17 protein-coding genes and 1 tRNA gene are annotated in these 18,339 nt (G+C 63.0%); 7 read left to right on the top strand and 11 right to left on the bottom strand.

Features of this window, described 5'->3' with window-relative positions; all coding sequences use genetic code 11:
- Positions 1-57: 57 nt before the first annotated feature.
- The 5 genes from AC1Q67_RS06295 to AC1Q67_RS06275 all read right to left on the bottom strand — a co-directional run bounded on the left by AC1Q67_RS06295 (position 58) and on the right by AC1Q67_RS06275 (position 6,156).
- Entirely contained in the window at positions 58-912 is an 855-nt protein-coding gene (locus AC1Q67_RS06295; RefSeq protein WP_492234812.1) for an HTD2 family dehydratase, read from the bottom strand.
- Positions 909-2,027, bottom strand: coding sequence for a CaiB/BaiF CoA transferase family protein (locus AC1Q67_RS06290; RefSeq protein WP_492234813.1), 1,119 nt, complete (start codon positions 2,025-2,027; stop codon positions 909-911). Before AC1Q67_RS06290 ends, AC1Q67_RS06295 begins: the two co-directional genes overlap by 4 nt.
- Positions 2,028-2,251: 224 nt before the next feature.
- Complete coding sequence (locus AC1Q67_RS06285; protein WP_492234814.1) at positions 2,252-3,418, bottom strand: acyl-CoA dehydrogenase family protein; 1,167 nt, start codon at positions 3,416-3,418, stop codon at positions 2,252-2,254.
- A gap of 130 nt (positions 3,419-3,548) precedes the next feature.
- Positions 3,549-4,814, bottom strand: coding sequence for a cytochrome P450 (locus AC1Q67_RS06280; RefSeq protein WP_024576174.1), 1,266 nt, complete (start codon positions 4,812-4,814; stop codon positions 3,549-3,551).
- Positions 4,815-4,884: 70 nt separating this feature from the next.
- The gene (locus AC1Q67_RS06275; RefSeq protein WP_492234815.1) at positions 4,885-6,156 is read right to left on the bottom strand and encodes a cytochrome P450; all 1,272 of its coding nucleotides are present in this window, start codon (positions 6,154-6,156) and stop codon (positions 4,885-4,887) included.
- Positions 6,157-6,387: 231 nt separating this feature from the next.
- Between AC1Q67_RS06275 and AC1Q67_RS06270 the strand changes: the two genes are divergently transcribed.
- Positions 6,388-7,869 carry a methyl-accepting chemotaxis protein gene (locus tag AC1Q67_RS06270; RefSeq protein WP_492234816.1) on the top strand — a complete coding sequence of 494 codons (1,482 nt, stop codon included), beginning with the start codon at positions 6,388-6,390 and terminating at the stop codon, positions 7,867-7,869.
- 213 nt (positions 7,870-8,082) lie between these two features.
- Complete coding sequence (locus AC1Q67_RS06265; RefSeq protein WP_024576177.1) at positions 8,083-9,255, top strand: isovaleryl-CoA dehydrogenase; 1,173 nt, start codon at positions 8,083-8,085, stop codon at positions 9,253-9,255.
- A gap of 123 nt (positions 9,256-9,378) precedes the next feature.
- Here the strand turns inward: AC1Q67_RS06265 and AC1Q67_RS06260 are convergent, their stop codons facing one another.
- Together AC1Q67_RS06260 and AC1Q67_RS06255 are read right to left on the bottom strand one after the other, a co-directional pair.
- Positions 9,379-10,188: a DUF2927 domain-containing protein gene (locus AC1Q67_RS06260; protein ID WP_492234817.1), complete on the bottom strand. Its 810-nt coding sequence runs from the start codon at positions 10,186-10,188 to the stop codon at positions 9,379-9,381.
- Positions 10,189-10,317: 129 nt separating this feature from the next.
- The gene (locus AC1Q67_RS06255; RefSeq protein WP_492235696.1) at positions 10,318-10,827 is read right to left on the bottom strand and encodes a L,D-transpeptidase; all 510 of its coding nucleotides are present in this window, start codon (positions 10,825-10,827) and stop codon (positions 10,318-10,320) included.
- 350 nt (positions 10,828-11,177) lie between these two features.
- Here AC1Q67_RS06255 and AC1Q67_RS06250 point away from each other — a divergent pair, with 350 nt between their 5' ends.
- The 4 genes from AC1Q67_RS06250 (at position 11,178) to AC1Q67_RS06235 (ending at position 14,527) form a co-directional block, all read left to right on the top strand.
- Positions 11,178-12,722 carry an acetolactate synthase large subunit gene (locus AC1Q67_RS06250; protein WP_492234819.1) on the top strand — a complete coding sequence of 515 codons (1,545 nt, stop codon included), beginning with the start codon at positions 11,178-11,180 and terminating at the stop codon, positions 12,720-12,722.
- A gap of 77 nt (positions 12,723-12,799) precedes the next feature.
- Complete coding sequence (locus tag AC1Q67_RS06245) at positions 12,800-13,018, top strand: hypothetical protein (RefSeq protein ID WP_024576181.1); 219 nt, start codon at positions 12,800-12,802, stop codon at positions 13,016-13,018.
- A 124-nt stretch (positions 13,019-13,142) separates the two neighbouring features.
- Complete coding sequence (locus AC1Q67_RS06240) at positions 13,143-13,304, top strand: Flp family type IVb pilin (RefSeq protein WP_024576182.1); 162 nt, start codon at positions 13,143-13,145, stop codon at positions 13,302-13,304.
- A 107-nt stretch (positions 13,305-13,411) separates the two neighbouring features.
- A complete protein-coding gene (locus AC1Q67_RS06235) occupies positions 13,412-14,527 on the top strand; it encodes an acyltransferase family protein (RefSeq protein WP_492234820.1) in 1,116 nt (371 codons plus the stop codon).
- 45 nt (positions 14,528-14,572) lie between these two features.
- Here AC1Q67_RS06235 and AC1Q67_RS06230 read toward each other — a convergent pair.
- The 3 genes from AC1Q67_RS06230 to AC1Q67_RS06220 form a co-directional block, all read right to left on the bottom strand.
- Positions 14,573-14,647, bottom strand: a tRNA-Val gene (locus tag AC1Q67_RS06230).
- Between the two features lie 121 nt (positions 14,648-14,768).
- Positions 14,769-16,064, bottom strand: a complete 1,296-nt coding sequence (locus AC1Q67_RS06225) for a hypothetical protein (RefSeq protein ID WP_492234822.1) — start codon at positions 16,062-16,064, stop codon at positions 14,769-14,771.
- Between the two features lie 147 nt (positions 16,065-16,211).
- Complete coding sequence (locus AC1Q67_RS06220) at positions 16,212-16,781, bottom strand: DUF1134 domain-containing protein (RefSeq protein ID WP_024576185.1); 570 nt, start codon at positions 16,779-16,781, stop codon at positions 16,212-16,214.
- Between the two features lie 121 nt (positions 16,782-16,902).
- On the opposite strand from AC1Q67_RS06220, the gene AC1Q67_RS06215 reads away from it, so the two are divergent.
- Positions 16,903-17,400 carry a YHS domain-containing (seleno)protein gene (locus AC1Q67_RS06215; RefSeq protein ID WP_024576186.1) on the top strand — a complete coding sequence of 166 codons (498 nt, stop codon included), beginning with the start codon at positions 16,903-16,905 and terminating at the stop codon, positions 17,398-17,400.
- Here the strand turns inward: AC1Q67_RS06215 and cysQ are convergent.
- Positions 17,394-18,218, bottom strand: coding sequence for a 3'(2'),5'-bisphosphate nucleotidase CysQ (gene cysQ, locus AC1Q67_RS06210; RefSeq protein WP_492234823.1), 825 nt, complete (start codon positions 18,216-18,218; stop codon positions 17,394-17,396). The two genes, AC1Q67_RS06215 and cysQ, sit on opposite strands and share 7 nt — an antisense overlap.
- Positions 18,219-18,339: the final 121 nt, after the last annotated feature.

Here is an 18,339-nt window from a genome sequence, read left to right as displayed (position 1 = left end):
GAGCCCCTCACCCCAACCCTCTCCCCGCTGGGGAGAGGGAGTAAATCATGCCTGCGATCACCAGCTCGCGGTGCCCTTCATGGTCGGCGCGCCTGCGGCGTTCGCAGTCCAGACCTCCAGCGCGCCGTCCGTCTCGTTGCCATTGACGCTGAACTCCGCGCCATCGAACAGCGGATTGACGCCGCGATAAACGAACTTTGCGGGCGCCTTGCCGCCGCGCTGACGGGCGGCGAATTCGATCAGCAGCGAGGCCTGCAACGGCCCATGCACGATCAGTCCGGGATAGCCCTCGACCTTGGTGACATAATCGCGGTCGTAGTGAATGCGGTGGCCGTTGAAGGTCAGCGCCGAATAGCGAAACAGCAGCACCGGATCGGCCATGTGCGTTTCGCGGATCTTTCCGGCGGGCGCAGGTGCTGGCGCAGCGGCGGGTTTCTGGTCGCCCGGCGCGGGCATGTCGCGATAGACGATATCGTGGCGCTCGCGGATGGCGACACCGCGCGGCGTGGTGATGGTGTGCTCCACCGAGACAAAGCACAGCGTGCCGGTCGAGCCGGTCTTCAGGTTCACATCGGAAATGCGCGAGGAGCGCGTCACGGCATCGCCGACGCGCAGCGGATCGATGAACTCGATCTGGCCGCCGGCCCACATCCGGCGCGGCAGCGGCACCGGCGGCAGGAAGCCGCCGCGTGCGGGGTGACCGTCGGCGCCGATTTCGCTCATCGGCGCCACCGGCTGCGCGAGGCACCAGTGCGTTGTGAGCGGCGCGGCATCGCCCTCAGCGGGATTGCCGATGTCGAGGAACAGCGTGGCGCGCAGGCCTTTCACCAGTTGCGCCGTGATGACGTCGGATGCTTCCTGGGTGCGGCCGACCCACTGGCGCAGATGATCGATATCGGGTTTCGCGCTCATGATGTCTTGCCTCGCGGAATTTCGCCGGTGGAATCGCCGACAGCAGGCACGGCGCCGTAGTGCCGCTGCTCACCGACGACAATGGATGCGGGCGCGGGATAGGCGACGGTGCCGTTCGGCGTTGCGACCTCGATCCGGCGCAGATGCGGATGCGTCGATAAATCGTCCATCGTGTTCACTTCGGCGAAGGCGATATCGGCATCGTCCAGCCGCTTGAGCAGGTCGTCGCGCGTCATGGTCGCGAACACACCGGCCACGGTGTCATCGGTCAGTTTGCGGTTCTTCACGCGCTCGACCATGCTGGCGAAGCGCGGATCGTTCGGCAGATCCGGCATGCTCAGCACATCGGCGCAGAGCTTTTTCCACTCGCGCTCGCTCTGGATCGAGATCAGGAGGTCGCGGCCATCCTTGGAGCGAAACACGCCGTAGGGCGCGATCGAGGTATGAGCGAGGCCCATGCGCTTCGGCGGCTGGCCGTTCTCGGCGTTGAGCAGCGGCACGGTCAGCCAGTCAGCCATCACGTCGAACATCGAAATGCGGATGTCCGCACCCTGTCCGGTTTTGGAGCGACCGATCAGGGCTTCAAGGATCGCGGCATGAGCGGTCGCGCCGGTGGCGATATCGACAATGGAGAGGCCGACGCGCGCAGGTGTCTCCGGGCCGCCGGTGATCGAGGCAAGGCCGCTCTCGGCCTGAATCAAAAGGTCATAGGCCTTGCGCTCGGCATAGGGACCTTCATCGCCGTAACCCGAGATGGTGCAGATGACGAGGCCCGGATAATCCCTGCGCAGCCGCTCGCGGGTGAAGCCGAGCTTGTCCATCGAGCCGGGCTTGAGATTCTGCACCAGCACGTCCGCGCCGGCGATCAGGCGCTCCAGTGTCTTGCGGCCCTCGTCGGTGGCAAGATCGATCACCACGGACTTCTTGCCGCGATTGAGCCAGACGAAGTAGCTGCTCTGCCCCTTGGCGGCGGCGTCATAGCCGCGCGCGAAGTCGCCTTCGGGCCGCTCGACCTTGTAGACTGTCGCGCCTGCGTCAGCGAGACGCGAGGTGCAGAAGGGGGCGGCGACCGCCTGCTCGACGGCGATGACGGTCAGTCCTTCAAGCGGCAGCATGATGAATGTCCCAAAGCTCAGGTCCTGCTTTTGTCATTGCGAGCGAAGCGAAGCCATTACCTCTCCCCGAGGGGGAGAGGTCGGATCGCGTCAGCGATCCGGGTGAGGGGGGTCGAATTTCAATTCGGACATTTAGAGCCCCTCACCCCAACCCTCTCCCCACAGGGGAGAGGGAGAAGAAAGCGCAAGATTGCTTCGCTTCGCTCGTAATGACGGCATGTTGATCAATACGACCGCGGCATGCCGAGCACATGCTCGGACAGATGCGACAGGATCAGGTTGGTGGAGATCGGCGCGACCGAATAGAGCCGCGTCTCGCGGAATTTGCGCTCGACATCGTATTCCTCGGCAAAGCCGAAGCCGCCGTGGGTCTGAATGCAGGCATTGGCCGCCTCGAACGACGCATCGGCGGCGAGCATCTTCGCCATGTTGGCTTCCGCGCCGCAATCCTTGCCGGCTTCATAGAGGCGGGTGGCTTCCTTCACCATCAGTTCGGCCGCACGCATGTTGGCGTAGGATTTGGCGATCGGAAACTGGATGCCCTGGTTCTGGCCAATCGGGCGGCCGAACACGGTGCGCTCCTTGGCGTAGTCGCTGGCCTTCTTGATGAACCATTTGGCGTCGCCGACGCATTCGGAAGCAATCAGGATGCGTTCCGCGTTCATGCCGGAGAGGATGTAGCGGAAGCCCTTGCCTTCCTCGCCGATCAGGTTTTCGGCGGGCACCTTCATGTTGTCGAAGAACACCTCGGTGGTGGCATGGTTCATCATGGTGCGGATCGGGCGGATGGTCAGGCCGCCGGACTTCTTCGCTTCCTGCATGTCGACGATGAAGACCGACAGGCCGTCGGTGCGCTTGGCCACCTGGTCCTTCGGCGTGGTGCGGGCGAGCAGGATCATCAGGTCGGAATATTCGGCGCGGCTGGTCCAGATCTTCTGGCCATTGACCACGTAGTGGTCGTTGCCCTCGCGTTTGGCAAAGGTCTTGAGCGAGGATGTGTCGGTGCCGCTGGTCGGCTCGGTGACGCCGAAGGCCTGCAGGCGGAGTTCGCCGCTGGCGATGCGCGGCAGCCATTTGGATTTCTGCTCCTCGCTGCCATGCCGAAGCAGGGTGCCCATGGTGTACATCTGGGCGTGGGTGGCGCCGCCGTTGCAGCCGGAGCGCTGGATCTCTTCGAGGATCGCGGCCGCCGCCGACAGCTTCAGGCCGGAGCCGCCGTATTCCTCGGGGATCAGCACCGAGAGGTAACCGGCGTCGATCAGCGCCTGCACGAATTCCTTCGGATACGCCATCTCGCGGTCCAGCTTGCGCCAGTACTCGCCGGGGAACTGCGCGCAGAGCTTGGCAACGGATTCGCGGATGTCGGAAAAGTCTTGCTCGTGATGTGTCATGGGGGTGTGTTTGGCAGATCGCCAGCCTGTATTCCAGCGGTTTGGGACGCGCAGCCATATTCCGAAATTGCATCCGTGGCGCAGCCACTGGCCACAAGAGGCCCGCCACGAAAGATGGCATCAGACGCGGTTACGCGTTGATGCGCACCGGGAGTTCCTCGTAGCCCTTCACAAAGCTCGAATAGATCCGCTTGGGCTCGCCGACCACCTCGATGTTGTCGAACCGCTTGAGGATTTCTTCCCAGATGATCTTGAGCTGCAGGTCGGCCAGCCGCATGCCGACACAGCGGTGGATGCCGAAGCCGAACGACATATGCGTGCGCGGCCGGGCGCGGTCGATAATGAAGCTGTCCGGGTTCTCGATCATCTCGCCGTCGCGGTTGCCGGAGACGTACCACATCACCACGCGGTCGCCCTTCCTGATCTTCTTGCCGCCGAGTTCGGTGTCCTGCAGGGCGGTGCGGCGCATGTGGGCCAGCGGCGTCTGCCAGCGGATCACCTCGGGGACGAAGCTGTCGATCAGCGCATGGTTCTCGCGCAGCTTGTCGTACTGGTCGGGGTTCTCGTTCAGCGCCAGCACCGAGCCGCTCATCGAGTTGCGGGTGGTGTCGTTGCCGCCGACGATCAGCAGGATCAGGTTGCCGAGCAGTTCATCCCGGTTCATCTCACGGGTGGCGTCGCTGTGCGCCATCATCGAGATCAGATCGTTGCCCGGATTCTTGAGGCGCTCGTTCCACAGGCGGGTGAAGTAGTCGGCGCATTCGCCGAGCTCACGCAGGCGCTGTTCCTCGCTCTCGTAGATGCCGCTCTTTGGCAGCGCCGTGGAAAGATCGGACCAGCGCGTCAGCATGCGGCGGTCCTCCCACGGGAAGTCGAACAGCGTCGCCAGCATCTGCGTCGTGAGTTCGATGGAGACGCGATCGACCCAGTTGAACGTCTCGTTGCGCGGCAGATTGTCCAGGATGGTGGCCGAGCGCTCACGAATAAGAACGGCGAGGCGGTCGAGATGCACCGGCGTAAACATCGGCTGCACGGTCTTGCGCTGCGGGCCGTGCTTCGGCTCGTCCATCGCGATGAAGCTCGGCCAGTTATAATTCTCGCCGACGTCGCGCAGGCTGATGCCGCCGTATTTCACATCGGACGAGAAAATCCCGGCATTGGTGTCGACATGCATGATGTCGTTGTACTTGGTCACCGACCAGTAATCGCCGACCGGGCAGGTGGTGCAGTAGTGCACCGGCTCTTCCTTGCGCAGCCGTTCGAAGTAGGGCCACAGCGTGTCGCTCCGGAACAGTTCAGGCGCGCCGACATGGAAGTCCGAGAGTGGCATCGAATAGGCCTTCTCGCGCGCGGCCTTCTGGCGCTCGTCGCGGGCCATGCTGATCGTTCCATGCATCGTTCGTTTCCCTTATCCCAAGGCGTGAGTGTTTCTGACGCCAGAATTCTTATCGCCGGATGCCGGCTTGCTATGACGCCAGCCGTACCGGAAGGGTCTCGTAGCCCTTGACGAAACTGGAATACACCCGATGCGGCGGCTCGACCACTTCGATGTTGTCGTAGCGCTTGAGAATTTCCTCCCAGACGATCTTCAGTTGCAATTCCGCCAGGCGGATTCCAACGCAGCGGTGAATGCCGAAGCCGAACGACAGGTGCTGACGGGGCCGGGCGCGATCGATGATGAAGCTGTCGGGATTCTCGATCACCTCGTCGTCGCGGTTGCCCGAGACGTACCACATCACGACCTTGTCGCCCTTCTTGATCTGCTTGCCGCGCAGCTCGGTGTCCTGCAACGCGGTGCGGCGCATATGCGCCAGTGGCGTCTGCCAGCGGATGATTTCCGGCACCATGCTGTCGACCAGTGCGTGATTGTCGCGCAGCTTCTGATACTCGCGCGGATTCTGGTTCAGCGCGTAAAGTCCGCCGGACAGCGAGTTGCGCGTGGTGTCGTTGCCGCCGACGATCAGGAGAATGAGATTCCCCAGAAACGTCTTGGGGTCCATGTCGCGGGTCGCTTCCGCATGCGCCATCATCGAGATGAGATCGCTTTTCGGCTCGGCATCGATCCGCTCGTTCCAGAGCCTTGAGAAATAGGCGGCGCATTCCTGCAGTTCGGCCTGCCGGGCATCCTCGGATGCGATGATCTCGGTGTTGCCGGGAAGGGCGGTCGCGACATCGGACCAGCGCGTCAGCTTGCGGCGCTCCTCCCACGGAAAATCGAACAGGGTCGCGAGCATCTGGGTGGTCAGTTCGATGGAGACCCGGTCGACCCAGTCGAAGGTGGCGTTGCGGGGCAGCGAATCCAGACACTGCGCGGCGCGCTGGCGGATCGTGCCGGCGAGCTGGTCGAGATGGGTGGGCGTGAACATCGGCGCGACCGTCTTGCGCTGCGCGCTGTGTTTCGGCTGATCCATCGCGATGAACATCGGGCGGCGAAACTCGGGCGGCGCGTCGCGGATGGTGATTCCGCCGAGGCTCGACTCCGAGGAGTAGATTTGATGATTGGTCTCGACATGCATGATGTCGTTGTACTTGGTGACCGACCAGTACGCGCCGAACTCGCTGTCCTTGCAGTAATGGACAGGGTCTTCCTTCCGCAACCGCTCGAAGTACGGCCAGAACGTATCGTTGCGGAAACGGTCGGGATCGCCGGGATTGAGCTCCGCAAGCGGCGTCGAATAGGCCTCGTCTCGCGCCGCCTTCAATGCGGAATCGTGTGAAGAATCGAGGCTCCCGTGCATCGCCGTTTCTCCCTGATTGCGCTCACGGGTTGATCCCTGACGCATGTGTTTTGGGGAATTACATCAGCTTCGCTGGCAGCCCGGCAAGTCGCAGTTTTGCCGCCCCGCCGCGGCCACGGTAGGAGCATGCCGGTGCCATCGGAGGGAACCATTACGAAGATGTTCGCGTAAAAGTTGCTTAACCAGTTAACCCTAGCCTTGGTGCGTCGATCTGAGTCAGGGGCACAGGAAATGCAATTGTTCAAATCTTCTCATGGACTTACCGAAAAGCTCGACGCGCTCAATAAATCGCAGGCCGTCATCGAGTTTAACCTCGATGGCACGATCGTGACCGCAAATCCCAATTTCCTGAACGCCATGGGTTATCGGCTGGACGAAATTCAGGGCAAGCACCACAGCATGTTTGTCGATCCTGAACTGCGCGACCGGCCCGAATATCGCGAATTCTGGGACGCGCTGCGCCGAGGAGAGCACCAGTCGCGCGAGTTTCTCCGCATCGCCAAGGGCGGGCGCCAGGTCTGGATCCAGGCGTCGTACAATCCGCTGCTGGGCCGCGGCGGCAAGCCGTACAAGGTGGTGAAGTTCGCCACCGACATCACCGAACAGAAGCTGAAGAGCGCCGATTACGAAGGCCAGATCGCGGCCATTCACAAGTCGCAGGCCGTGATCGAGTTCAACCTCGACGGCACTGTCATCACAGCGAACGAGAATTTCCTGAAAACGCTCGGCTACCGGCTGGACGAGATCGAGGGCAAGCATCACCGCATGTTCGTCGAGCCTCAGTATCGCGACAGCGCGGCTTACCGCGATTTCTGGGATTCGCTGCGCCGGGGTGACTATCAGGCCGCCGAATATAAGCGCGTGGGCAAAGGCGGCAAGGCAGTCTGGATTCAGGCGTCCTATAATCCGATCCGGGGCGCGGATGGCAAGCTCGTCAAGGTGGTGAAATTCGCCACCGACACCACGGCGCAGGTCGAGGACCGAATCCGCCGCGGCGAGTTGCAGAAGTCCATCGACCTCGACCTCGGACAGATCACCGAGGCTGTGACCTCGACCTCCGAGCGCGTGACGTCGGCGGTGAGCGCCTCGACACAGACGTCGTCCAATATGCAGGCCGTTGCCTCGGGTGCGGAGGAACTTGCAGCTTCGGTGAGTGAAATCAGCCGCCAGGCGTCGGATGCGCTCTCCATCTCGCTTCAGGCGGTGCAGCAGGCCAACGAGACAAGCGCCATCGTTTCGGGTCTCGCCATCGCGGCGCAAAAGATCGGCGATGTGGTCAAGCTCATCAACAACATTGCCGAACAGACCAACCTGCTCGCGCTCAACGCCACCATCGAGGCGGCGCGTGCGGGCGAGGCGGGCCGGGGCTTCGCCGTCGTCGCGTCGGAAGTCAAAAGCCTGGCGACCCAGACCGCGAAGGCGACCGACGAAATCAGCGCGCAGATCGCCGAGGTGCAGGGTACCACCACCAGCGCTGTCAGTGTTATCGAGGCCATCACGCAGACGATCTCCCGCATCAACGAAATCTCGGCGGCGATCGCGGCGTCGGTCGAGGAACAGGCGTCGGTGACCCAGAGCATCTCGTCCAACATGCAGGTCGCCGCGAGAGGTGTGACCGATATCAACGCCAACATGACCGATATCGCGGAGGCGACCCGCTCGGTCGATGAATCGACCCGCAAGGTGCGGGAGGCTTCGCGCGCTCTGGCGTGACGCCTGCGAAATTGCCGCCGAAATGTCAGCCACAAGACATTTCGGCATCCCGCTTTATGGCCATCTCCCCGCAGACTCGGGGCAGGATTGCTGTCGGGAAGGTGCCGGCATGTTCCGGCGCTTCCGCTCTTCTCCCCGCAACCGGCCCGTGGCATTGTCCGCCAAACAAGGGCTGGCCTTCGTTAAAGGGGCGACCCCCGGGGAGAGAACCTGATGATTCCGAACGCGCACAGCATGTTCAATTTCGATCTCGGCGAGACCGCGGATGCGATCCGCGAAACCGTCCGCGATTTCTCGGCGAACGAGATCGCGCCGCGTGCCGACGAGATCGACAAGAGCAACCAGTTTCCGCGCGACCTCTGGCCGAAGATGGGCGAACTGGGCCTGCTCGGCATGACGGTTGAAGAGGAATTCGGCGGCTCGGGGCTGGGCTATCTCGAACACTGCATCGCGATGGAGGAAATCTCGCGCGGGTCCGCCTCGGTGGGGCTGTCCTATGGCGCGCACTCGAACCTGTGCGTCAACCAGATCCGCCGCAACGGCAACGACGCCCAGAAGCGTAAGTATCTGCCGAAGCTGATCTCCGGCGAACATGTCGGCGCGCTGGCGATGTCCGAGCCTGGCGCAGGGTCGGACGTCGTGTCGATGAAGACCCGCGCCGACAAGAAGGGCGATCGGTACATCATCAACGGCAACAAGATGTGGATCACCAACGGTCCGGTTGCCGAGACGCTTGTTGTTTACGCCAAGACCGACCCGGCAGCCGGTCCTCGCGGCATGACGGCATTCCTGATCGAAAAGGGCATGAAGGGATTCTCCACGGCGCAGAAGCTCGACAAGCTCGGCATGCGCGGTTCCGATACCGCGGAGCTTGTGTTCGAGGATTGTGAAGTGCCGGAGGAGAACGTCCTCGGCAATGTCGGGCGCGGCGTCAACGTGCTGATGTCCGGCCTCGACTACGAGCGCGCCGTGCTGGCGGCGGGACCGCTCGGCATCATGCAGGCCTGCCTCGATGTCGTGATGCCATATGTCCACGAGCGCAAGCAGTTCGGCGAGCCGATCGGCAGCTTCCAGCTCGTGCAGGGCAAGGTCGCCGACATGTATGTCACGATGAATGCGTCGCGCGCCTACGTCTACGCCGTCGCAAAAGCGTGCGATCGTGGCGAGACCACGCGCGAGGACGCGGCTGGCGCGATCCTTTACGCGGCGGAGCGCGCAACCCAGTGCGCGCTGGATGCGATCCAGTTGCTCGGCGGCAACGGCTACATCAACGACTACCCGACGGGGCGGCTGCTGCGCGACGCCAAGCTCTATGAGATCGGCGCGGGCACCAGCGAAATCCGCCGCATGCTGATCGGCCGCGAGCTGTTCGAGAAGACGGCTTAGGCGACCTCGACGTCATTGCGAGCGAAGCGAAGCAATCCATTCTAAAAAGAAGAAGCTGGATTGCTTCGTCGCAAGAGCTCCTCGCAATGACGAAGCGCAAAGCCGCGCTCGGGCGATGCAAGGCTACCGTGGCAGGATGTTGACCTTGGCGACCCATGCCCGCACGTCCGGCAGAATGGCCGGCAGCACATCGCGGACTTCATCGACGGTCATGCCTGCCTTGATGCGGGGATCGTACAGGATGTTCATGATGTACTGGTCGTAGACGTCGAAGAACCCCATCGAGACGTCATCGTTGAACATCGTCCATGGCACTGAGTCGGTGTCGTTGATCGGCCCGAGGGATTGCAGCAATTCCTCATAGGCGCAGTCGAGAAACACGAAGTCGCTGCTATCGACCGTCAGGATCACGTCCGAGTGCTGGATCTCGTAGTTGTCGTTCTTGCGAAATCCGGACAGGCATTGCGGGTCCAGCGTGTCGTGAATTTCCTTGGCCTTCTCAGCGCCGTAGAACGACGTGATGGTTTTCTGAAGATCGCGGTCGCGAACCAGCGTGATGATGGTGTTGGCCTCGTCGCGCTTGTTCGTCACCGCAATGTCGAGATGCTGAACCCGCCTTGCGATGTCGCCGACAACCTTTCCGATTTGCTTTTTCCGGTCGGCGCGGGCACCGTCGATAAAGACGCGCACCGGCATGTGGTATTTGCGGATGCGGTCGACGCGCCCGGCCAGATGATACTCCGCGCCGAACGCCGTCTTCATGAAGCCGTCGATGATCTGGCTGTCGGTGAAGGTCTTCTTTTCGTTGCGCTGGCGTGCGCTGATATTGGGCCCTTCGGCAAGGGTCGGCGACCACAATGTCGTGCTGAGCGTCAGGCTGCCCAGCAGGACGATGCCCGGTATCAGCCGCCGCATTGTTGAAGACGTTTCCATGACAACCTGAGCTAGCCGTCGCTCCGCTCGCGCGCAAGAGCGTTCGCGGCCAGTCTACAAATGCGAAGACCGGCCACAGGGGCCGGCCTGCAAGAGCTTGCGGCAGGACCCGAGCGGGCCATCCGGACCTTAGTTCTTGACGATGACCGTCGCGCCCACCTGCACCCGGTTGTAGAGGTCGATGACGTCGTCATTGACCATGCGGAAGCAGCCTGACGAGACAGCCTGACCGATCGTCTCCGGCTCGTTGGAGCCGTGAATGCGATAGAGCGTCGAGCCGAGATACATGGCGCGTGCGCCGAGCGGATTGTCGGGTCCGCCGACCATGTGGCGCGGCAGATCGGGACGGCGGCGCAGCATCTGTGCCGGCGGCGTCCAGCTCGGCCATTCCTTCTTCGCGGTGATGCGATGGACTCCGCCCCAGCGGAAGCCGTCGCGGCCGACGCCAATGCCATAGCGCAGCGCCCGGCCGCCTTCCTGAACCAGATACAGCCGGCGTTCCCTGGTATCGACGATGATGGTGCCCGGCGCATAGTTGCCCTGGAAACTAACTGTGGTGCGCGGAATCGGGCCGGAGCCGCCTCCCATTCCGCCGCCGCCGAAAAGCTGAAGCAGCGGATTGAACTCCTGATCCGCCATCGCAAGGCTGCTGCTGCCCAACAAGGTCGCTGCGGTAAGAATTACGGACAATAGGCGCGTCATTAGAATCCTCATAAGAGATCGTCAGACCGGGGCGGAAATGTTGGCGAACCGGGAACAGGTGCCATGAACTCCGCGAGAAAGGCCACAATTTGCCTGTCTTCGCAACCCACGGACGCGTGAAAGGCTTCGGGGCAGCCCATTATCCGCCGAGGGCGTGACTTCTGCGAGACATGCCACATCCGCACAGTCATGCTGCTGTTCCAACCTACCGCAGGCTTTGACGAACTGTCATAAGGATGGTTCATCTAGCGATACTTCAACAAAAAGCCTCGAACGGGAGTGGAATGATGAACGGCGCGGAAAGTCTGGTGCGAACATTGGTCGCGGGCGATGTGAATGTCTGCTTCACCAATCCGGGAACATCGGAGATGCATTTTGTCGCCGCGCTGGATCGTGTCGAGGGGATGCGATGTGTGCTCGGGCTGTTTGAAGGCATCGTGACCGGCGCCGCCGACGGGTATTATCGGATGTCCGGGAAGCCGGCATCGACATTGCTGCATCTCGGGCCCGGCCTCGCCAACGGCCTCGCCAATCTGCACAACGCCAAGAAGGCGCATTCCGGCATCGTCAACATCGTCGGTCAGCATGCGACCTATCACATCGAATACAACGCGCCGCTGACCTCGGACATCGAAGGTCTCGCGCGGCCGATGTCGGCGTGGGTTCGCACCTCGCCGGACTCGAAGTCCATTGCGCGCGACGGCGCTGCCGCTATTGCGGCGGCGCGAAGCCATCCGGGCCAGATCGCGACGCTTATTCTCCCCGCCGACACCGCCTGGAATGAAGCCGATGGCATCGCGCAGGTGCCGGAGGATTCGCAGCGCGCCAGTTATTCGCCGCAGGCGGTCGATGAAGCCGCGCGCGTTCTGCGCAGCGGTGAGCAGACGCTGTTGCTGCTGACCGGCAAGGCGCTCACGGAAGAAGGACTGGCGCTCGCCGCGCGCATCGCCGGCAAGACCGGATGCAAGGTCATGGGCCAGACCTACAATCCGCGCATGGCGCGCGGGCGCGGACGGTTCTCCATCGACCGCATTCCCTATGTGATCGAGCAGGCGCTGCCGATCCTGAAGGATTTCCGCCACATCATCCTGGTCGAGACCAACGATCCGGTGGCGTTCTTCGCCTATCCGAACAAGCCGAGCCTCCTGAAGCCGGAAGGCTGCGAGGTGCATCGCATGTGCGAATCCGGCGAGAACTCGGTGGCGGCATTGCACGCGCTGGCCGATGCGCTCGGCGCCAAGGCGGCGGATGCGCAGCCTCAGAAGCTGATGGAGCTGTCCAAACCCACCGGCGCGCTGACGCACGCCTCGATCGCGCAGGCGATTGCGATGGCCATTCCGGAGAACGCCATCGTGGTCGATGAATCGATCACCACCGGCCGCGGCTTCTTTCCGCCGACGGCGGCAGCCGCTCCGCATGACTGGCTTCAGAACATGGGCGGATCGATCGGCTTCTCGACCCCGGTTGCGACCGGCGCCGCGGTCGCCTGCCCGGACCGCAAGGTGATCTGCATGGTCGGCGACGGCAGCGCGATGTACACGCTGCAATCGCTGTGGACGCAGGCGCGCGAGGGACTCGATGTCACCACCATCGTCTTCGCCAACCGCACCTATCAGATCCTCAAGGGTGAGTTCGCCGGCGTCGATGCGGGCGAGCCCGGCCGCAAGGCGCTCGACATGCTGAACATCGACAATCCCGCCCTCGACTGGGTATCGCTGGCCAAGGGCATGGGCGTGTCCGCGCAGTCGGTCACCACGGCGGAGGACTTCTCGAACGCACTGACCAATTCGGTGCGCGAAAAGGGTCCGCGGCTGATCGAAGTCGTGATGTAACCGACAACAAGAGAAGGAACCCTGCGCGAGGCTTTTGCGTTGAATACGCAAGAGCATTTCTCGCGGGGGTTCCTGAGATGAAAGTCTTTCAGGGCTCGTCCTTTAGCCCCGACACCATTGCCGCCATGACGCAGGCCTTCGAGGAGGCCGTCGAGACCCTGCCATTCCCGGTGGGGTCGGCGCGGGTTCAGGCGCTGGCAAAAAATATCATCGAGCTTGCGTCGCAGGGGGAGCGTGACCCGGAGCGCATGAAGCTGCTGGCCCTGCTGGCGCTGAAGTCGGTCCCGCACGACTGAGGCGGTATCATGGAAAGGTTTAGTTAAGTCTTCGGCAGCTTCTTGCCGCTAGGTTAGCCGTGGCTTCAGCGAGCACTCGTATGGCGAAGCCGTCATGTGCAAGAAATGCAGTGGGGCTGATCCGATGAAGACGGTGTTTGGTTTTATCCGTGACGAGAAGGCTGCGACATCGATCGAGTATGCCCTGATCGCAACGGGCATCGCGGTCGCGATCGTTGCTGCGGTCAACGGTCTCGGCACCACGCTCGGCGGCAAGTACGCCACGGTCAAGGCCGCGTTCGATTGATCCGACGGCCGGCGCGTTCCGCCGGCGCCATTCCAGCCAGCAAATTTTGCCTTTCGCTCCGGCGTGCAGACAGCCTAAGACAGAACGGGTCTTGGGCGGGGATGCACATGAGCGAGGCGGGCGCGCGACGTTTCCACCCGGAGCTGGAAAGCCTCCGGGGGCTGGCCGCGTTGTCCGTTGCCGGATTCCACATTTCCCAATCGCCTGCGCTGGTGGGCGGCGAGTCCGTCATCCTGAAGGCGATGCCGTCGGCGGCCATGGATGTGCTGAAGATCCTGTTTCAGGGCCAGCCCGCGGTGGTGTTCTTTTTCGTGCTGAGCGGCTTTGTGCTGACGGCCTCGCTGCAAAGGACGCCGCGCCCCGTCGCTGAAATCGCCTTGCCGTTCGCGATCGCGCGCATTTTCCGGATTTACCCGGCGTGGATATTCGCCATCCTGATGTTCGTCGGAGTCTACTGGCTGACGGGACGAACATTGAGTGTCGTTCCGTCGCTGGCGGAGACAATTCAGAACATCCTGCTGCTGTCGGTCTCGATCGACGGCGTCGGCTGGTCGATCCAGACCGAGCTGCTGGCGATCCCCGTTCTTCTCATCGCGCTCCACTGGATCGCCGCCGGGAAGATTTTCAGGATTCTCGTCATCGCTTCGGTGATGGCCATTCTGACAAATCCCATGAAGGTGATCCTGCCGCTGGAAGGCGGCGAGCCGCGGGCGATATTCCTCTACTGTTTTCTGTTCGGCGCGCTCACCCATGTTCTCCTGCCGCGTGCACAGCCCCGTCATGCCAATGCGCTGTTCGGCCTCGGCGTGGTGCTGTTCTTCGCCGGCGTGACCTTGTTCGCGCGTCACTTCAACGTCAGGGACGCCTGGGTGACGATCGCCTCGTGCCTGATGATTGCCGGCGGCGCTTTGGGCTTGCGTGGATGGCTGACGGTCCTGCGCGACAATGCCGTGCTCAGGTTTCTCGGCAGGGTGTCGTACAGTTTCTATCTGCTGCATCCGCTGATGCTGATGATCTGCTGGCAGATGGAGAAGGAGCTTGGCGCGGCGCTGCAGGCCGGATGCCCGCCATGGCTGGCTCTCCTGATCATGCTTGTCGTGTCGAGCGCGGCCGTGCTGCCGCTCGCAGCGCTGTCGTATCGCTTCGTTGAAAAGCCGTTCATCCGGCTGGGTTATCGGCTGACCGCATCGATGCGCGCGCGCGAGGCGGCGCTGGCCGGGTAACGGGTCCGATTTCTGTGAACGCGCCGAAAACGTCTGGTGAGAAAATGGTGGGCGCACAAGGGATCGAACCTTGGACCTCTCCCGTGTGAAGGGAACGCTCTCCCGCTGAGCTATGCGCCCGGAACCACCGGATATCTTTCGGAGCGGCGATTTACGAAAGCAGGGGCACAGGTGTCAAGCGCAGCTGGCCTGTGTGCTTCAGAAATCGGCTCAAATCCAGCCGATGTGCTGGATAATCAAGTTAGCCCGGCTGACGTGCCCGCGAGGCGTGGGCCTGCAAGGCCCGAATCCGTTCGGCCAGCGTGCCGCGCGGCTCTGTCGCCGCCGGTGCCGCTCCGTTGGGGGCCGCGCCGTTTGTGGTCGTTGCCTTGACGATTGTGCTGATGGCGGGCTTCTGCTCTTCGGACGCCAGGATCGCCTCGATCGGCGAGTCCGGTCCTTCCAGCGTCACAGCAAGCTTGGCGACTTCGGCTGCGATGTCATTGATGCGCTCGCGCAGCAGCGCGTTTTCCATGCGCTCTGTGGACCACGAGCTTTCCGCCTGCTGCTGAATGAGATTGATGTCGCGCTGAAGTTTGGCGCGCTCATCCCGGGCGACGGTGAGCTGTTCCTCCAGCGCGGCCTTCTCGGTGCGAAGCTTCTCTACCGCCGCTGAATTGCCGGTGCCGGATGCCATGTCCTCGCGCAGCTTCTGCTCGGTCTGTTTCGCGGTCTCGGCCTGCTGGCGGAGCAGGGTGTTCTCGTATTCGCGCTCGGCGAGAATCTTGCCCTGCAAGGCAAGACGGTTTTCGAGGTCCGTGACCCGCGTCGACAGCATCTCGGTTTCCTTGGTCTGCACCACAAGCTGGCGATCGAGGTCGGTGACCTTCCCGCTCAGGTCCTCGACCTTTCCGCGCGCATCGCTGAGTTCGCGGGTCGCGATCTCGGCCTCGTTGCGATGATCGGTGAGGCGCTGCTGACTGCTGGAAACTTCCTTCTCGGCGTCGTTGACGCGGCTTTGCAGGGCTTCGATCTGGCTGCGGACCGCCAGCAGTTCGACCTGACGGCTTTCCGCCGTCATCGAGCGCTGGGAGAGCTCGCTGTTGAGCTTGCCGAGTTCACCTTGCTTGTCCGAGAGCTGCTGTTCGGCGATGCGCAGCGCCTGCGTCTTGGCGCTGAATTCTTCTTCCGTCGCCCGCAGTTGATCCTTCAGCGCCTTCTCGCGCGCTTCCAGCGCGAAAATCGCCGCGTTCTTTTCGCCGAGTTCGATCTTGAGGCGGTTGATCGCATCCGATTTCTTGCCGAGTTCGGCGAGCTGGCTCGAGGTCTTGTTCTTGAGCTGCTCGACGCTCATTTCGAGCCGGCGGGCGGACATCGCGAACTCGGCCCGCAACTGGTCCTTGTCGGCCTGGATCTCGGCCATCGAGAGCGGGGTCGCGGCTTCGAGGCGCTTGGTCGTGAGCCGGACTGCGCGGTTATGGACCAGCGGCACGATCATCAGACCGAACAGCATCGAGACCAGAAAACCGATCGCCAAATACATGATCGGTTCGACCATATGCGTACCCCTGCGTGAGAAAATATTAACTGTTTCACCATGCCACGGCGGGCCGGGAAAAAGCTAGCGGGACAGCGTGTTAACGTGAATCAGCCCGCCTCCCTGAAGGCAGGCGGGCGATGCCCCGGTCATCCTGTCAGGAAAGTGTCAGAAAGGGTTCCAGGTCGCGCGGGGCGTGAACTTCAGATAGCCGATATTGGCGCCGAGCCGCAGGCCGACGCCTGAGCGGATCGGGACCAGCACGATGCCGTTCGCCGTCAGCGCCGTCATGCCGAAGCCGCCGATAATGTAGGCAGAGCCGTCGATGCCGGCAAAGCGCTGATAGATCGCGTCGGTCGCGGGCAGGTTGTAGACCAGCACCATGGTGCGCGCGCCGTCGCCGCCCCAGTCGAAGCCGACCGACGGTCCCTGCCAGTAGACCCGCAGGTCGCCGGCGTTCTTGGTGTAGAGCGTGCCTTCGCCGTAGCGCAGTCCCGCGACGAAAGCGCCGCTGCCTTCCTCGCCGAGCACGTAGCCGTTGGGCAGGCCCCACTGGCTCACCGCGCGCTCGATCACGGACGCCAGTCCGCGCGACACGTTGCCGAAGAACCGGTGGCCCGCGCCGACCAGTTCGTCCGGGCCATAGGTATTTGGGGCGCGCTGTTGGGCCGAGGCCGGCACGGCCAGGGAAATCGTCGCCGCAAACACCAGCGCCGCGATGCGCAAAGCAAAGGTCATGAAAGAACCCCTTGGACCACAGATGGCCGAGTTGCATGTCCATCGCTTAACGCCTTGCTGAGAAGCAATGGCATAAGCTGCGGTCCCACGTCCCCGACTCGATTGTTTATCGGCATCAACTATGACGGCACGGCGGCAAGAAAATAAAGGGCAGCGCCTTGGAATCGCCTGTCTTGCGGTCCTTGCAGGGCTGGCCGGACCGTATACCAGCGCATCGGCGGTCACCGAGCGGGTGGTCGTGAACCGCCATAGCGGCCTTGCCATCGATGGCTTCGACCCTGTGGCCTATTTCACCGACGCTGAGGCGGCCAAGGGGCAGCCCGACATCGAGGCGTCCAGGGATGGCGCCGTCTGGCGTTTCCGGAACGAAGCCAACCGCGCCGTTTTCCTCAGCCATCCGGATATCTACGGACCCCGGTTCGGCGGCTATGACCCGGTCGACGTGGCGCGCGGCAAGACCGTCGCCGGGCAGGCGCGGCTGTGGCTGGTGTCCGGTGAACGGCTGTATCTGTTCAGCCGCGAAGACAACCTCAACGCCTTTGCCGCCGATCCGGATGCTGTCCTCAAACAGGCGGCCGGCAAATGGCCGGCGCTGGTCGAAACGCTCTCCGCTTACTGATCGACCGCGGCGGGATCGCCCCACGCAATGAACTCGGGCACCAGAAAATCCTCGCGCGCTTCCCCGAAGCACAGCGCGGCGCCCTTGCTGTCCGTGATCAGCCCGCCGGCCGCGGTTACCACCGCATGCCCCGCCGCCACGTCCCATTCGGAGGTCGGGGACAGCCGGGGGTAGATGTCGGCGCCGCCCTCGGCGATCCGGCCAAACTTGACCGCCGATCCGAGGGCCTGCCGGATCGCTCCGGGGCGGGCCGCAATGAAGGCTTCGGTGCGCTTGTCGCCGTGGGACCTGCTCACGGCCACGATCCAGGCCGTGCGAGGGCCCGGATGAGGGCGGGTGTGGATCGGCTGGGCCGAGCGGGCCTTGCCGTCCTTGGTCATCATCAGTCGCTCGGCTCCCCGGCCGACAATTCCCCGCCAGACCAGGCCGAGGGCGGGGGCTGCGATAATTCCCAGCACCGGCGAGCCATTGGTGATGAGCGCGACGTTGACGGTGAATTCGTCGCGCCCGGCCACGAACTCCTTGGTGCCGTCCAGCGGATCGACCAGGAAAAAGCTGTTCTTGTAGGGGCGTGCGGCCAGGTCGGTTCGCTCCTCGGACAGGGCCGGAACATCTGGCACGAGCCTGTTCAGGCCTTCCGCGATGATGTGATGTGCCGCCATGTCCGCTTCGGTGACGGGAGAGCCATCGGATTTGCCGGTCACCTGCATGGTGGACCGGCTGACGGCGAGGATCGCCGCTCCCGCCGCCACCACGATGTCGGTCAGCGGCTCCATCAAGAGGGCGGCGGCGTCGCGGTCGATTGCAGGGCTGGTCATTGATGGGTCTCGGTTGCGTACATGTCAGCCTTCAATTCCGCTGTGGTCGGTGGCCGCAGGGCCAGCCGCAGTGTATCAAATTATAAAGCACGCTTGATTCGCCGCGTCAGCATCCTGTGGC

The organism is Afipia sp. GW823-FHT06G09 (assembly GCF_058794875.1).
This window is presented reverse-complemented; position numbering and strand designations above follow the sequence as displayed.

Excerpts from the sequence above, each read along its gene's own strand:
- AC1Q67_RS06295 (WP_492234812.1), bottom strand. The coding sequence starts at position 912 with ATGAGCGCGAAACCCGATATCGATCATCTGCGCCAGTGGGTCGGCCGC.
- AC1Q67_RS06290 (WP_492234813.1), bottom strand. The coding sequence starts at position 2,027 with ATGCTGCCGCTTGAAGGACTGACCGTCATCGCCGTCGAGCAGGCGGTC.
- AC1Q67_RS06285 (WP_492234814.1), bottom strand. The coding sequence starts at position 3,418 with ATGACACATCACGAGCAAGACTTTTCCGACATCCGCGAATCCGTTGCC.
- AC1Q67_RS06280 (WP_024576174.1), bottom strand. The coding sequence starts at position 4,814 with ATGCATGGAACGATCAGCATGGCCCGCGACGAGCGCCAGAAGGCCGCG.
- AC1Q67_RS06275 (WP_492234815.1), bottom strand. The coding sequence starts at position 6,156 with ATGCACGGGAGCCTCGATTCTTCACACGATTCCGCATTGAAGGCGGCG.
- AC1Q67_RS06270 (WP_492234816.1), top strand. The coding sequence starts at position 6,388 with ATGCAATTGTTCAAATCTTCTCATGGACTTACCGAAAAGCTCGACGCG.
- AC1Q67_RS06265 (WP_024576177.1), top strand. The coding sequence starts at position 8,083 with ATGATTCCGAACGCGCACAGCATGTTCAATTTCGATCTCGGCGAGACC.
- AC1Q67_RS06260 (WP_492234817.1), bottom strand. The coding sequence starts at position 10,188 with ATGGAAACGTCTTCAACAATGCGGCGGCTGATACCGGGCATCGTCCTG.
- AC1Q67_RS06255 (WP_492235696.1), bottom strand. The coding sequence starts at position 10,827 with ATGGCGGATCAGGAGTTCAATCCGCTGCTTCAGCTTTTCGGCGGCGGC.
- AC1Q67_RS06250 (WP_492234819.1), top strand. The coding sequence starts at position 11,178 with ATGAACGGCGCGGAAAGTCTGGTGCGAACATTGGTCGCGGGCGATGTG.
- AC1Q67_RS06245 (WP_024576181.1), top strand. The coding sequence starts at position 12,800 with ATGAAAGTCTTTCAGGGCTCGTCCTTTAGCCCCGACACCATTGCCGCC.
- AC1Q67_RS06240 (WP_024576182.1), top strand. The coding sequence starts at position 13,143 with ATGAAGACGGTGTTTGGTTTTATCCGTGACGAGAAGGCTGCGACATCG.
- AC1Q67_RS06235 (WP_492234820.1), top strand. The coding sequence starts at position 13,412 with ATGAGCGAGGCGGGCGCGCGACGTTTCCACCCGGAGCTGGAAAGCCTC.
- AC1Q67_RS06225 (WP_492234822.1), bottom strand. The coding sequence starts at position 16,064 with ATGGTCGAACCGATCATGTATTTGGCGATCGGTTTTCTGGTCTCGATG.
- AC1Q67_RS06220 (WP_024576185.1), bottom strand. The coding sequence starts at position 16,781 with ATGACCTTTGCTTTGCGCATCGCGGCGCTGGTGTTTGCGGCGACGATT.
- AC1Q67_RS06215 (WP_024576186.1), top strand. The coding sequence starts at position 16,903 with ATGACGGCACGGCGGCAAGAAAATAAAGGGCAGCGCCTTGGAATCGCC.
- cysQ (WP_492234823.1), bottom strand. The coding sequence starts at position 18,218 with ATGACCAGCCCTGCAATCGACCGCGACGCCGCCGCCCTCTTGATGGAG.